Below are 14,300 nucleotides of genomic sequence, written 5' to 3'. Positions count from 1 at the left end.
TGGTAGGCAGGGGGCGTGGAGCAGCGACGCACCTTCTACCCCGAGATCGAGCCGTATGCCGTGGAGCACCTGCCGTGGGGGACGGGCACGAGATCTACGTCGAGCAGTCCGGCAACCCCGACGGCCGCCCGGTGGTCTTCGTGCACGGCGGCCCGGGCAGCGGCACCTCGCCCCGGCAGCGTCGGGTGTTCGACCCGGAGCGCTACCGGATCGTGCTCGTCGACCAGCGGATGGCGGGTCGGTCGCGGCCGCACGCCTCCACCACCGTGGACCCCCGGGTGTGGGCGACGAACACGACCTGGCACCTGGTCGAGGACCTGGAACGGGTGCGTGAGCACCTCGGGGTGGACCGGTGGCAGGTGTTCGGCGGCTCGTGGGGCTCCACCCTGTCGCTGGCCTACGCGCAACGGCACCCGGAGCGGGTCGGCGAGCTGGTGCTGCGGGGCATCTTCACCCTGCGCCGGGCGGAGCTGGCGTGGATGTACGAACGCGGCCACCTCGAGCACGTCTACCCCGACCACTGGGCCGACTACGTCGCCCCCGTCGCCCCGGACCGCCGGCACGCGATGATGGAGGCCTACCACGAGCTGCTCTTCGACCCCGACCCGCAGGTGCACCTGCCGGCGGCGGTCGCCTGGAGCGGCTGGGAGTCGAGGATCATCACCGTCCAGCCGGACGAGGATGGCTACGCCAAGCCACCGAGCCGGCCCAGGCGCTGGCCTTCGCCCGGATCGAGAACCACTACTTCACCCACGGCGGCTTTCTGCGCGAGGGCCAGCTGCTGGCGGACGCGGACCGGCTCTCCGCCGTGCCCACCGTCATCGTCCAGGGCCGCCTGGACATGTGCACCCCGGCCCGCACGGCCTTCGACCTCGCCGCCCGCATGCCGCACGCGGAGTTCGTCGTGGTCCCCGACGCCGGGCACGCGTTCTCCGAGCCGGGCACCCTCGACGCCCTGGTCCGGGCCACGGACCGCTTCGCCGCGGGGTGACGGAGGTGGGGTCGGGGGAGTTCTTCGACGCGGAGACCGGCGGTCTGCTGCGGCTGGAGCTGCGCAGCGTGGACGGGCGCGACTTCAGCCTGCTGCGCCGCTTCGGCTACCGCTCGCCCGACCACCCCGAGCCCTTCGTCGTCCCCACCGACCTGGACACCTTCACCACCGACCTGGCCTCGGTGCCCCACCTGTTCACCTGGCTGGTGCCGGTGAGCGGGGAGTTCCTGCCCGCGGCGGTGCTGCACGACGCCCTCGTGCGGCCCGGGTCGCACGAGGGACCGGTGGTCGACCGGCACGAGGCCGACCGCCTCTTCCGCACGGCCATGGTCGAGCTGGGCACCGGCCGGGTCCGCGCCTGGCTGATGTGGGCGGCGGTGACCCTGGGGACGCTGTGGGCGGGCCGGGACCCGTGGCACCGCACCCGGCTGGTGAGCGTGCTGGGCCTGGTGGCCCTTGTCGGGGTGCTGGCGACGCTGGACTTCCTCGACGTAATCGACGTGCTGCCGTGGATGGGGGACCGGCCCTGGCAGCAGGAGCTGGTCCTGGGGGCGGTCTTCGCCGTCCTGGTCCCCTCGGTCCTGGCCCTGTCCTGGGGCCGCTACTGGCAGGCCGGGGTGATCAGCGGGGTCGCGTTGGCGCTGCTCCTGCACGTGACGGCAGTCCTGCTGGTCCTCTACGGCGGGTACCAGCTGCTGGAGCGGTGGGTGAGCGGTCCCGCGGACCGGCGGGGGGTGCGGACCAGGGACCTGGGAGGTCCCTGATTTGGCGCGGGAGGCCGGGGGTGTTTACCGTTTCGTTATGAAACTTCCCCGTCTGACCGCCGCGGTCGCCCTGACCTCGGCGCTCGCGCTCTCCGCCTGCACCGGTGGGGACGGCTCCTCCGACGCCTCCTCCGCCGACGACGCGACCGGCGCCACCGCCACGGACGGCCCGGCGACGACCGCCGGCCCGGACGCGGACGGGGCCACCGCGACCTCCGAGGGGGCCGACGCCGACGACAGCACCGCCACGGCCGACGTCGCCGCGACCTCGGGCGACACGGAGGACGAGACGGTCGCCATGAGCACCGACGAGGCGACCGCGGTCATGAGCGTCGAGGACGCCGAGCAGGTCGCCGCCACCATCCTGGAGCGGCGGCACGCGGCACTCCGGGGCGACGGGGACGAGGTCGTGGACGACCACCGCAAGTCCGTCATGGGCTCGGCCCGGGACGCGGCGGAGGCCGCGGACGTCCTGGAGGCCGTCAACGGCGAGTCGGCGGAGGCGGAGATGGACGCCCCGGCCGAGCCCAACGTCCTGGCGATCAGCCGCGAGGACGGGGAACTGCCCCAGTTCCTGCTCGTGCAGACCGTGCCCGACGACGGGGTGCCGGTGCTGCACCTCATGGAGAGCCGCACCGGGGAGCAGGAGGACTTCCGGATCATCTGGGAGGCCCCCATGCTCCCGGGGACCTCCGTGCCCACCTTCGACCCCCGGTCGGTCGGCACCCCCGTGCTGCGCGAGGGCAAGGGAGACCTGCTCGTCGCCCCGCGGGACACGCTGAAGGAGATCGCCGCCTACACCAGCTGGCCGCAGCCGGAGGAGATCCCCGAGTACCGCACCCACGGCTACAGCCCGGCCGTCCGGGACGCCGCCGAGGAGCAGGCGGCCGCGGTGGAGGGCAGGGCCACGCTGCAGGAGAGGAACTGGCTCATCTCCGACGACACCAAGACCCTGCTGTTCGAGGACGGGTCGGCGTTCGTCATCGGGACGCTCCTGCGCGACACCACGTTCACCGTCGAGCCCGACGTGGTGCTCACGCCGCCGGAGGCCTTCACCACCCTGGCCGGCATCGACGAGGTCACCGAGGAGGCCGTCCTGCGCACCATGGTGTTCATGGGGGTGCGGGTACCCGCCGAGGGCGAGGAGTTCACCCCCGAGATGATCGCCGTCCGCGAGCAGCTGGTCGAGGCCTGGGGGTCCTGACCGGCGCGGGCACCGCATACCCTGGGGAGCCAGCACCCGACCCGCACCACCGTCGTACGAGGAGCCTCCATGTCCCAGCAGCCCTTCTCCGCCGCTGCCCTGAGGGGTGCCGTCGACCTGTCCCGCCTCGGCGGCGGGAACGGCCGGCCCGGCGCCCCCGCGTCCGCCCCCGGTGCTGCGGCTCAGGCGGCGTCGGCGCCGGCCGGCGGCGGCACCGGTCAGGCCGGTGACGGCGTCCCCGGGCGCAGCGGGGCGCTCGTGCACGCCGACGACGCCAGCTTCGAGGCGGTCGTCAACGCCAGCCTGACCACCCCCCTGGTGCTGGTGCTGTGGACCCCGCAGGTGCCCGAGTCGGTGCAGCACCTGCGCGAGCTGGCCCAGGCAGCCCGGGACAAGGAGGGACGCTTCCAGGTCGTCGGCGTCGACCTGGCGGCCGCCCCCGGGGTCATGCAGGCCCTCACCCCCGTGCTGCAGCAGACCTTCGGGCAGGTCACCGCGCTGCCGTGGTGATCGGCCTCGTGGGCGGCCAGCCGATGCCCTTCTACCTGGGCGTGCAGCCGATGAGCCAGGTCGACCAGCTGCTCGACCAGTTCCTGCAGGCGGCGGTGACGAACGGGGTCACCGGGCGGGTCGAGCTGGCCGACGCCGACGCAGCGGGCGGGGAGGCGGACGAGGACGCGGAGGCCGAGCTGCCCCCGCTGCACCAGGCGGCCTACGACGCCGTCGAGCGCGGGGACTGGACGGCGGCCCAGCAGGCCTACGAGCAGGCTCTCCGGGAGGACGCGGGCGACGAGCAGGCCCGTCTCGGCCTGGCCCAGGTGCAGCTGCTGGAACGCACCAGCCGGATGGACCTGACCGCCGTGCGCCAGGCCGCGGCCGACCGGCCCACCGACGTGCAGGCTCAGCTGGACGCCGCCGACCTGGACGTCGTGGGCGGGCACGTGGAGGACGCCTTCGTCCGCCTCGTGGACCTCGTGCGGGCCACCACGGGGGAGGACCGCGACCGCGTGCGGACCCACCTGCTGGGCCTGTTCGACGTCGTCGGCAGCTCCGACCCGCGGGTCGGCAAGGCGCGCAGCGCCCTGATGAGCGCCCTGTTCTGACCGACGCTCAGCCCTTCAGGGCGGCGTCCACGACCTCCTGGGCGTCGGCCTGCACCTGCGCCAGGTGCTCCGGACCGCGGAACGACTCCGCGTAGATCTTGTAGACGTCCTCGGTGCCGGACGGGCGGGCGGCGAACCACGCGTTCTCCGTCGTCACCTTCAGCCCGCCGACCGCCGCCCCGTTGCCGGGGGCCTCGGTGAGCACCGCGGTGATCGGCTCGCCGGCCACGGCGTCCGCGGAGACGTCCGAGGGGGAGAGGGCCTTGAGCCGGGCCTTGGCCTCCCGGTCGGCCGGGGCGTCGATCCGGGCGTAGGCGATCTCGGCGCCGCCCCCGAGCTGCTCGACGAGCTCGGCGTAGCGCTGCGAGGGGGTCCGGCCCGTCCGGGCGATGATCTCGCTGCCCAGCAGCGCGAGGATGATCCCGTCCTTGTCCGTCGACCAGGTCGAGCCGTCGCGGCACAGGAACGAGGCCCCGGCGGACTCCTCGCCGCCGAACGCCACGGACCCGTCGAGCAGGCCGGGGACGAACCACTTGAAGCCCACCGGCACCTCGACCAGGCGGCGGCCCAGGGAGGTGGCCACCCGGTCGATCATCGAGGACGACACGAGCGTCTTGCCGATGGCCGCGTCCTGGGGCCAGTCCGGCCGGGCGCCCCCGAAGAGGTGGTCGATCGCCACCGCGAGGTAGTGGTTGGGGTTCATCAGGCCCCCGTCGGGGGTGACGATCCCGTGCCGGTCGGCGTCCGCGTCGTTGCCGGTGGCGATGTCGTACCGGTCCCGGGCGGCGATGAGCGAGGCCATCGCGTCGGCCGAGGAGCAGTCCATCCGGATCTTGCCGTCCCAGTCCAGCGTCATGAAGCGCCAGGTGGGGTCGACGAGCGGGTTGACGACCGTGAGGTCCAGCCGGTGCTCCTCGGCGATCGCCCCCCAGTAGTCCACCGCGGCCCCGCCGAGCGGGTCGGCCCCGATCCGCACGCCCGCCTCGCGGACGGCGTCGAGGTCGAGGACGCGCGGCAGCGCCCGGACGTACTCGCCGAGGAAGTCGTAGCTGCCGGCGCTGCCCCGGGCCCGGGCGAAGGGCACCCGGCGGACGCCGTCCAGCCCGGCGCGCAGGAGGGCGTTGGCCCGGTCGGCGATCCATCCGGTGGCGTCGGTGTCCGCCGGGCCGCCGTGCGGCGGGTTGTACTTGAACCCGCCGTCCCGGGGCGGGTTGTGCGAGGGGGTCACCACGATGCCGTCCGCGTCGCTGCCGCCGGAGCCTCCCGGTTGTGCGCCAGGATCGCCCTGGACACCGCCGGGGTCGGGGTGTAGCGGTCGGTGGCGTCGACGAGGACGGTCACGTCGTTGGCGACGAGCACCTCCAGCGCGCTGGCCCAGGCCGGCTCGGACAGCGCGTGGGTGTCCCGGCCCAGGAACAGCGGCCCGGTCGTGCCCTGCTGCCTACGGTACTCGCAGATGGCCTGGGTCGTGGCCAGGATGTGCGCCTCGTTGAACGCCGTGTCCAGCGCGCTGCCGCGGTGCCCGGAGGTCCCGAAGGCCACCTGCTGGTCGACGTCCTCCGGGTCGGGGACCCGCGTGTAGTAGGCCGTCACCAGGGAGGCGACGTCGACCAGGTCCTCGGGCCGGGCCGGTTGTCCGGCGCACTCGTGTCGTGCCATCGTGCTCGCTCCTCAGCTCTGCCGGGTGTCGGGGTATGCCGTGCCGTCGGCGTCGGCGTCGGCGTCGGCGTCGTCGGCGGTGTCGGTGTCGGGGACCTCCCCGGGGTAGCCCGGGTCCACGGGCTCCCGGAGCCGGGTGTCCGGCGTCGCGTCGTCCCCGTCCGGCTCCGCTGCCGGGGCGTCGGTCGTCCCGTCGTCCACGGCGCCCGGGGTCCCGGTGTCCGTGGTGGCCGTGGGGATCGGCTCGTCGGTGGTCCGTGAGCCGTCCTCGACCGCCTCGAGGCCGGACACCTCCGAGACCGCGGCCGTGGCGGGCGGCTCCTCGTCGGCCTGCTCGATCTGGGCGGGCGGCTCCTCCTCGGCCTCGACCGGGTCGGGCACCAGCCAGATCGCACCCATCGGCGGCACCGTGACCAGGGCCGACCACGGCTGGCGCTGGTGCGGCTCGTCGTAGGCCTGGACGGCACCCATGTTGCCCTGGCCGGACCCGCCGTAGACCTCGGCGTCGGTGTTGAGCACCTCGCGCCACCGGCCGCCGTAGGGCAGGCCGACGTGCACCTGGTGCTGGGGCACCCCGCTGAAGTTCACGACCACGGCCACGACCGGCCGCAGCCCGTCCGGTCCCTCGTTGCCCCACCGCAGGTAGGAGTAGAGGTTGCGGTGGGCGTCGTTGGCGTCCAGCCAGGCGAAGCCGTCCTCGTGGTGGTCGATCTGCCACAGGGCCGGCAGCTCGTCGTAGAGCCGGTTCAGGTCGCGCACGAGCCGCTGCACACCGCCGTGGTCGGGCCGCTCGGTGAGCTCCCACGACAGGGTGCCCCCGTCGGCCCACTCCCGGTCCTGGGCGAACTCGCTGCCCATGAAGAGCAGCTGCTTGCCCGGGTGGCTCCACTGGTAGGCCAGGAAGGCCCGGGTGGTGGCGAACTTCTGCCAGGAGTCGCCGGCCATCTTGCGCAGCAGCGACCCCTTGCCGTGCACGACCTCGTCGTGGCTGATCGGCAGGATGTACTTCTCGCTGTAGGCGTAGACGAGCGAGAACGTCAGCGCATGGTGGTGGTGCGCCCGGGCGTAGGGCAGCTCGGCCAGGTAGCCGAGGGTGTCGTGCATCCACCCCATGTTCCACTTGAAGCCGAAGCCCAGGCCGCCCTCCTCGGTCGACGCGGTGACCCCGGGCCAGGAGGTGGACTCCTCGGCGATCATCACGACGCCGGGGTTTCGGCGGTAGGCGGTGGCGTTGGTCTCCTGCAGCAGCTCTACCGCCTCGAGGTTCTCCCGGCCGCCGTAGCGGTTGGGGATCCACTGGTCGCCCTCCCGGGAGTAGTCCAGGTAGAGCATCGAGGCGACGCCGTCGACCCGCAGGCCGTCGGCGTGGAACTCCTCGAGCCAGTAGCAGGCGTTGGCGACGAGGAAGTTGCGCACCTGGGGGCGCCCGTAGTCGAAGATGTAGGAGCCCCACTCCGGGTGCCAGCCCTTGCGGGGGTCCGGGTGCTCGTAGATCGGCGTCCCGTCGAAACGGGCCAGCGCCCACGGGTCGGTGGCGAAGTGCCCGGGCACCCAGTCGAGGATGACCCCGACCCCGACCTGGTGGAGCCGGTCGATGAGGTGGCGCAGGCCGTCCTCGTGACCGAACCGGCTGTCCGCCGCGAAGTAGCCGGTGACGTGGTAGCCCCACGAGGGACCGTAGGGGTGCTGCATGACCGGCATCAGCTCGACGTGGGTGAAGCCCATCTCGCTGACGTAGGGGACGAGCTGGTCGGCGAGCTGCTCGTAGCTCAGCCCCTGCCGCCAGGACCCCAGGTGCACCTCGTAGATGCTCATCGGGCCCAGGTGGATGTCCTCCCGGGCGCGGCGCTCCATCCAGGCGTCGTCGTTCCACCGGTGGGTGGAGACGGTGACGACCGAGTCGTTGAAGGGCGGCACCTCGGTCGCGCGGGCCATCGGGTCGGCCTTGGCCCGACGGGTGCCGTCGGGGCCGGTGATGTCGTACTTGTAGTGGGCACCCGCGCCCACGCCGGGCACGAAGAGCTCCCAGACGCCGACGTCCTCGTGGACGCGCAGCGCGTGGGTGCTGCCGTCCCAGCCGTTGAAGTCCCCGACGACGTGCACGGCCAGCGCGTTGGGGGCCCAGACGGCGAAGTGGGTGCCGGTGACCTCGCCCATCTCGTCGCGCCGGGTGACCACGTGCGAGCCGAGCACCCGCCACAGCTCCTCGTGCCGGCCCTCGCCGAGCAGGTGCAGGTCGGTCTCGCCGAGCATGGGCGCGTGCCGGTAGGACTCGTCGACGATCCGGCGCTCGCCCTCCCGGGTGACCGCCAGCCGGTAGGCCGGGACCTGCTCCTGCTGGACCACCGCCGCCCAGATGCCGCCGGTCTCGTGGGTCATCGGCAGCTCCCGGCCGTCGGCGAGGAGCACCGAGACCGCCTGGGCCCCGGGACGCAGCGTGCGCACGGTGACGTGGCCCTCGTGGGCGTGGGGACCCAGGACGTGGTGGGGACTGCGGTGCAGGCCGTGCACGACGTCCGTGGCCTCGTCCAGGTCGAGGGGACGGGTATGCGGTGCCGGCGGCTCCTGCGGCGGCGGCAGGGGGGTGCGCCGCACCGTCCCGGGGGCGTCCGCGGCGGCGCCGGCCCCGGGGACCCCGGCCCCTCCGGCGGGACCGTCGTCCCGCACGACCCGGCCGGTCACGACCGCGGGGGAGCTGCTGGCCTCCTCCCAGGCCTGCCGGTGGCTGACCACGGGATCCAGCAGGACCCCCTCGGCGGACCGGGGCGCGGTGCCGCTGGCCGGCGGGTACTCCCGGGCGGCCGCCGGCTGCGCGACGTCCACGGACGGCGGTGGCTCCTCGCCGCCCTGGCGGGGCCCGGCGGGCAGGTCCGTCGTGATGGTCATGCCGGCGGGCGGAGGCACCGGGGCGTGGGCAAGCCCGCCGCTGGCGGGCCGGGACCCCGCCGGGGTCGGGCGGAAGGCGTCCACCATCTCCTCCGGCGGAGGGACGGGGGCATGCGGACGGCCGCCGCTGGCGGGCACGTGCGGGGAGGCCTGCTCGTCGCCCTCGGCGGTCGCGTCCTGGTCGGCGCCCGCTCCGGCCCCTGCGTAGAGCGGGGAGAGGTCTCCGGCGTCCTCGAGGAGGTCCTCGGGCCGGTCGTCCGACCCCCCGCCGGCGGCCGGGTCGGGCTCGCCGGGACCGGGGGTGGCGGCATACTCCTCCGGGAGCGCGACGCTGCGCACCTCGCCGGACTCCTCGGTCAGCGACGCGGCACCGTCCTCGGCGGACGTCCCGGCCACGCCGAAGTCGGCGGCCGAGGGACCCTGGTCCGCGCGGTGGCGGCCCGGACGCTCGTCGGAGCTCCCGTCGCCACCGTCGGCCGCCGCCACCGGGCCGGTCGGAGCCTCGTGCCGGCCGGCCCGACCGCCGGAGACCAGCCGCTGGACCGCCTCGACCGGGATCGGCACCCAGGAGGGCCGGTTGCGGGCCTCGTACACGACCTCGTAGAGCGCCTTGTCCAGCTCGAGGGCGTCGAGCAGCGTGCGCACCTGGGGGTCGTCGAGGTCGACGTCCGCGGCGGCGGCATACCCCTGGAGGTAGGCGGCGCGGGCCTCCTGGGCCCAGCCGGTGGCGTCGACGCCCTCCTGGTCGACGGTCGCGGCGGCGTAGTCGATGCTGCGGAGCATCCCGGCCACGTCGCGCAGGGCCAGGTCGGGGGCGGTGCGCTCGGCCATGGGTCGCAGCGGCTCACCCTCGAAGTCGAGCAGCACCCAGCCGCGCCCGGGGACGTGGAGCACCTGGCCGAGGTGGAGGTCGCCGTGGATGCGCTGCAGCGGCGGCAGCGGGACGTCCGCCAGCGCGTCGTAGGTCCGGTCCACGTCCTCGCGGTGGACGGCCAGCTCGTCCACCTCGGCGAAGGCGGTCCGGGCCCGCTGCCGCAGGCGCGCGACCAGCGTCTCCCGCTGCGCCTCGGCGTCCTCGGTGCCGAACGCCGCCGCGAGCGCGGTGTGCACCCGGGCGGTCGCCTCGCCCAGCTCATGCGCGGGGGTGGACAGGTCCTCCCCCGAGCGGGCGGCGGCCAGCGCGAGCTCCCACCCGTCCCGCCCTCCGGCGATGAACTCCGAGGCCACGGCCAGGTGGCCGCTGACCTCCTGCCCGTCGGTGTCGTTCCAGCGACCCTCGACGTAGCCCAGCGGCCCCGGGACGGTGCGGTCGCCGGTCCGGGCGACGGCGGCGCACACCGTCACGTCGGGGTTCTCCCCGGCCTGGAGCACGCGGAAGAGCTTGACCAGCACGGGGCGACGGCCCTCGTGCGGGTCGACGACGATCGAGGTGTTGGACTGCTCACCGGTCAGCACCCGGCTGGCGCGCAGGGTCGAGGCGGTCCCGCCGGCGACGAGCCGTCGGGCCCGCGCGGAGGGCACGTCGTGCTCCGACCAGACGTGCTGGAGCAGCGTCTGGGCGAAGACGGGGTCGTGGGCGGCGTCGTAGACGTAGCGGGTGCCCAGCTCGGCGTGCTCCGCGGTGGCCACGAGGGCGTGGGCCAGGAAGGCCACCGGCTCGGCCCGGTAGGACAGCGGGACCTGGTAGACGACCGGCTCGGGACCCGACTCGTCGACCAGGAGGTGGTCCTCGAGCCCGACCTCGCCGAGCGGGTCCTCCCACCGGATGCCCCCGATGCGGCGCAGCAGCGGGGTGCGGCCGGTGCCGCGGTACCAGCGCTGGGTGGCGATCCACCCGGGGAGGAAGTCGTCGAAGTCGGGGGACAGGGTGGCCATCAGGAGCCCTCCTCGGAGTGGGTGGACGGCGCGGTGGGGGTGGGGCCGGCGGGCTCGACCGGCTGCAGGCCCAGCCAGAAGAAGTCGCGTGAGCCCAGGGTGAGGACGATGGTGCCGTCGTCCTCGACGTCGGGGAAGCCGTGGCCGCCGAAGAGGTCCGTCACCAGCGCCCCGTGCAGCTCCTCGGGGAGGGTGATCCGGGCCGCCTGGGGGCGCGAGGAGAGGTTGTTGACGCAGAGCACGGCGGGGTGCCCGTCGCGCTCGCTGTCGTCGTCGGCGGGCAGGGCCCGGACGAACGCCAGGACGGCGTCGTTGTCGGCCTCGCACAGCTCGAACCGGCCGACGCCGAAGACCTCGTGGGCCGCCCGCACCTGCAGCATGCCGCGGGTCCAGTGCAGCAGCGAGGAGCTGCTGGCGATCTGGGCCTCGACGTTGACGCTGTTGTAGTGGTAGACGAGCGAGCTGATCACCGGCAGGTAGAGCTTGCCCGGGTCGGCGGTGGAGAAGCCGGCGTTGCGGTCGGGCGTCCACTGCATCGGGGTGCGGACCGCGTCGCGGTCGCTGAGCCAGATGTTGTCGCCCATGCCGATCTCGTCGCCGTAGTAGAGGCACGGGGAGCCCGGCAGCGACAGCAGCAGCGCGTTGATGAGCTCGATCTCGCTGCGCGAGTTGTCCAGCAGCGGCGCCAGGCGGCGCCGGATGCCGATGTTGGCCCGCATCCGCGGGTCGGGGGCGTACCAGCCGTACATCGCCGAGCGCTCCTCGGCCGAGACCATCTCCAGGGTGAGCTCGTCGTGGTTGCGCAGGAAGGTGCCCCACTGCGTGCCCGGGGGGATCTGCGGCGTCTCCAGCATCACCCGGGCCACCGGCTCGGCCTTCTCCTCACGCAGGGCGTAGTAGAGCCGCGGCATGACCGGGAAGTGGAAGCACATGTGGCACTCCGGTGCCTCCTCGGTGCCGTAGTAGTCGACCACCTCCGCCGGCATCTGGTTGGCCTCGGCGAGCAGGACCCGGCCGGGGTACTCCTCGTCGACCATGGCGCGCAGCGCCGCGAGGAAGGCGTGCGTCTGGGGGAGGTTCTCGCAGTTGGTCCCCTCCTCCTCGAACAGGTAGGGGACGGCGTCCAGCCGGAAGCCGTCGATGCCCATGTCCATCCAGAACCGGACGACGTCGAACATCGCCTCCTGCACGGCCGGGTTCTCGAAGTTCAGGTCCGGCTGGTGGGAGAAGAACCGGTGCCAGAAGAACTGCCGCCGGACCGCGTCGAAGGTCCAGTTGGAGGTCTCGGTGTCGACGAAGATGATCCGGGCGTCGCTGTACTTCTCATCGGTGTCGGACCAGACGTAGAAGTCCCCGTAGGGGCCGTCCGGGTCCGACCGCGAGGCCTGGAACCACGGGTGCTGGTCGCTGGTGTGGTTCATCACCAGGTCGGTGATGATCCGGATGCCGCGGGCGTGCGCCTGGGAGATCAGCTCACGGAAGTCCGGGAGGGTGCCGAACTCCGGCAGCACGGCGGTGTAGTCCGCCACGTCGTAGCCGCCGTCGCGCAGCGGGGAGGCGTAGAAGGGCGGGATCCACAGGCAGTCCACGCCGAGCCACTGCAGGTAGTCCAGGCGGTTGATGAGGCCGGTGAAGTCGCCCGAGCCGGAGCCGGTGGAGTCGTCGAAGGCCCGCACGAGGACCTCGTAGAAGACCGCCTTGCGGAACCAGTCGGGGTCGTTCCGCAGTCCGGGCTGGTGCAGGTTGAGTCCGCGCATGAGGTGTCCTCAGTCCGTCGTCACGTGGATGATGTGCACCGGCTCGTGGCCGTAGCCGGGGCCCAGCACCACCCACGGCTCGGAGTCCCAGGTCCAGCGCTGGTCGGTGACCAGGTCGTGGGCGGTGAACGTACGCCCCCAGCCCAGGCCCAGTCCGAGCGCCGGCAGGTCCAGGTGCAGCCGGGTGCCCCGGACGTTGTGCGGGTCGAGGTTGGCCACGACGAGCACGGTGTCCTGCGCCGAGCCGTCGGCGGCCCCGCCGCCGTGCTTGGAGAAGGCGAGGACGTTCTCGTCGTCGGCGCCGTGGAAGGTGATGTTGCGCAACCAGTGCAGCGACGGGTGCTCCCGGCGGATCCGGTTGAGCGTGGTGAGCCACCCGGTGAGGTCCGTGCGCCCCGGGACGTCCTCGCCCCAGCGACGGTCCTTGAACTCGTACTTCTCGTTGTCCAGGTGCTCCTCGGCCCCCGGCCGCGGCCGGTCCTCGACGTGCTCGAACCCGGCGTAGATGCCGTAGGTGGGCACCAGGGTGGCCGCCAGCGCCGAGCGGACCAGGTGGGCCGTCGCCCCGCCCGTCTGCATGTAGGGGGTGAGGATGTCGTGCGTCGTCGGCCAGAACGAGGGCCGCATGTAGGGCGCCGTCTCGGTCGCCAGCTCGGTGACGTACTCCCGCAGCTCGGCGGCCGTGTTGCGCCAGGCGTAGTAGGTGTAGGACTGCTGGAACCCGACCTTGGCCAGGATCTGCATCATCCGGGGCTTGGTGAAGGCCTCGGCCAGCCAGATGACCTCCGGGTGGTCCACCGCCACGTCGGCGATCAGCCACTGCCAGAACTCCACCGGCTTGGTGTGCGGGTTGTCCACCCGGAAGATCTTCACGCCGTGGTCGATCCACACCTGAACGACCCGCCGGACCTCGGCGTAGATCGTCGCGGGGGCGTTGTCGAAGTTGAGCGGGTAGATGTCCTGGTACTTCTTCGGCGGGTTCTCCGCGTAGGCGATCGTCCCGTCGGCCCGGGTGGTGAAGAACTCCGGGTGCTCGCTCGCCCACGGATGGTCCGGGGAGGCCTGCAGCGCCAGGTCGAGGGCGACCTGCAGGCCCTGCTCCCGGGCGGCCTCGACGAAGGCGTCGAAGTCCTCGAAGTCCCCCAGGTCGGGGTGGATGGCGTCGTGCCCACCCTCGGCGGCGCCGATGGCGTAGGGGGAGCCCGGGTCGTGCTCCTCGGCCGTCAGGCTGTTGTTGCGGCCCTTGCGGTTGGTGGACCCGATGGGGTGCACCGGCGTGAGGTAGACCACGTCGAAGCCCATCTCGGCGATGGCCGGCAGCCGGCGGGCGGCGGTCTCGAAGGTGCCGGTGGTCCACAGCCCGGTCCGCGGGTCCTGGGTGGCCCCCTCGGAGCGCGGGAAGATCTCGTACCACGCCCCGGTCAGCGCCAGGGGGCGCTCGACCCACCAGGTGTAGCTCGGGCTGGCGCTGACGTAGTCGCGCAGCGGGGCGCGCCGGAGCACCTCCTGCACCTGCTCGTCGGTGCCGGCGGCCAGCCGTCGGGCGGGGTCGAGCGAGCTGGACCGCAGCGTGCCGATGGCGCGGTCGAGCAGGTCGGCGTCCTCCTGGGGCCGGTCGACCTCGTCGAGGGCCCGCTCGAGCACCCGGGCCCCCTCCTCGAGCATCAGCTCGACGTCGACGCCGGCCTCGACCTTGATCGTCCCGTCGTGCACCCAGGTCCCGTAGGGGTCGGACCACCCCTCCACGCGGAAGCTCCACACCCCCTCCTGGTCCGCGTGCACGACCGTCTCCCAGTGCGACAGACCGGGGTTGGTCTGCACCATCGGCACGTGGTGCTCCCGGTCGTCGGGGTCGACGAGGACGGCGGTGGCGTTGACGGCGTCGTGGCCCTCGCGCAGCACGGTGGCGGACAGGGGGAACAGCTCACCCACCACCGAGCGGGTCGGCCGGCGGCCGGCGTCGACCACGGGCTCGACGTCCAGGACGGGGATGCGGCCGACCGGCTGCTGGCCGAAGAGGGCCAGGACGGATCGGTCGATCGGGTCGCGTCGGGCTGGGCG

7 protein-coding genes and 2 pseudogenes are annotated in these 14,300 nt (G+C 73.4%); 5 read left to right on the top strand and 4 right to left on the bottom strand.

Features of this window, described 5'->3' with window-relative positions; genetic code table 11:
* The first annotated feature begins 15 nt into the window (after window positions 1-15).
* The 5 genes and pseudogenes from pip to BJF81_RS19150 all read left to right on the top strand — a co-directional run bounded on the left by pip (window position 16) and on the right by BJF81_RS19150 (window position 4,062).
* A pseudogene (gene pip / locus BJF81_RS05135) lies at window positions 16-991 on the top strand (prolyl aminopeptidase).
* A gap of 5 nt (window positions 992-996) precedes the next feature.
* Window positions 997-1,755: a DUF1353 domain-containing protein gene (locus BJF81_RS05130; RefSeq protein ID WP_237770035.1), complete on the top strand. Its 759-nt coding sequence runs from the start codon at window positions 997-999 to the stop codon at window positions 1,753-1,755.
* A gap of 37 nt (window positions 1,756-1,792) precedes the next feature.
* The gene (locus tag BJF81_RS05125) at window positions 1,793-2,959 is read left to right on the top strand and encodes a hypothetical protein (RefSeq protein WP_075957410.1); all 1,167 of its coding nucleotides are present in this window, start codon (window positions 1,793-1,795) and stop codon (window positions 2,957-2,959) included.
* Between the two features lie 69 nt (window positions 2,960-3,028).
* On the top strand, window positions 3,029-3,469 hold the full coding sequence (locus tag BJF81_RS19155) for a hypothetical protein (RefSeq protein ID WP_237770034.1): 441 nt from the start codon (window positions 3,029-3,031) through the stop codon (window positions 3,467-3,469).
* Window positions 3,463-4,062 carry a tetratricopeptide repeat protein gene (locus BJF81_RS19150; protein WP_237770033.1) on the top strand — a complete coding sequence of 200 codons (600 nt, stop codon included), beginning with the start codon at window positions 3,463-3,465 and terminating at the stop codon, window positions 4,060-4,062. The genes BJF81_RS19155 and BJF81_RS19150 overlap by 7 nt, the downstream gene beginning before the upstream one ends.
* Window positions 4,063-4,069: 7 nt before the next feature.
* Here BJF81_RS19150 and pgm read toward each other — a convergent pair.
* From pgm to BJF81_RS05100, 4 genes and pseudogenes are all read right to left on the bottom strand, one after another.
* Window positions 4,070-5,721 (bottom strand): annotated as a pseudogene (gene pgm / locus BJF81_RS05115) (phosphoglucomutase (alpha-D-glucose-1,6-bisphosphate-dependent)).
* Between the two features lie 12 nt (window positions 5,722-5,733).
* Window positions 5,734-10,482, bottom strand: coding sequence for a 1,4-alpha-glucan branching protein GlgB (gene glgB / locus BJF81_RS17905; protein ID WP_075957409.1), 4,749 nt, complete (start codon window positions 10,480-10,482; stop codon window positions 5,734-5,736).
* Window positions 10,482-12,239: a maltose alpha-D-glucosyltransferase gene (gene treS / locus BJF81_RS05105; protein ID WP_075957408.1), complete on the bottom strand. Its 1,758-nt coding sequence runs from the start codon at window positions 12,237-12,239 to the stop codon at window positions 10,482-10,484. The genes glgB and treS overlap by 1 nt, the downstream gene beginning before the upstream one ends.
* Before the next feature lie 9 nt (window positions 12,240-12,248).
* A complete protein-coding gene (locus tag BJF81_RS05100) occupies window positions 12,249-14,279 on the bottom strand; it encodes an alpha-1,4-glucan--maltose-1-phosphate maltosyltransferase (protein ID WP_075957407.1) in 2,031 nt (676 codons plus the stop codon).
* Window positions 14,280-14,300 lie beyond the last annotated feature (21 nt).

It is taken from the genome of Ornithinimicrobium sp. CNJ-824 (assembly GCF_001942405.1).
Lineage (GTDB): Bacteria > Actinomycetota > Actinomycetes > Actinomycetales > Dermatophilaceae > Ornithinicoccus > Ornithinicoccus kibberensis.
Note: the sequence above shows the minus strand (reverse complement) of the source record. Positions and strands in the feature narration are given on the sequence as shown.

Coding starts and splice junctions, on each gene's coding strand:
- BJF81_RS05125 (WP_075957410.1), top strand. CDS start 1,793: ATGAAACTTCCCCGTCTGACCGCCGCGGTCGCCCTGACCTCGGCGCTC.
- BJF81_RS19155 (WP_237770034.1), top strand. CDS start 3,029: ATGTCCCAGCAGCCCTTCTCCGCCGCTGCCCTGAGGGGTGCCGTCGAC.
- glgB (WP_075957409.1), bottom strand. CDS start 10,482: ATGGCCACCCTGTCCCCCGACTTCGACGACTTCCTCCCCGGGTGGATC.
- treS (WP_075957408.1), bottom strand. CDS start 12,239: ATGCGCGGACTCAACCTGCACCAGCCCGGACTGCGGAACGACCCCGAC.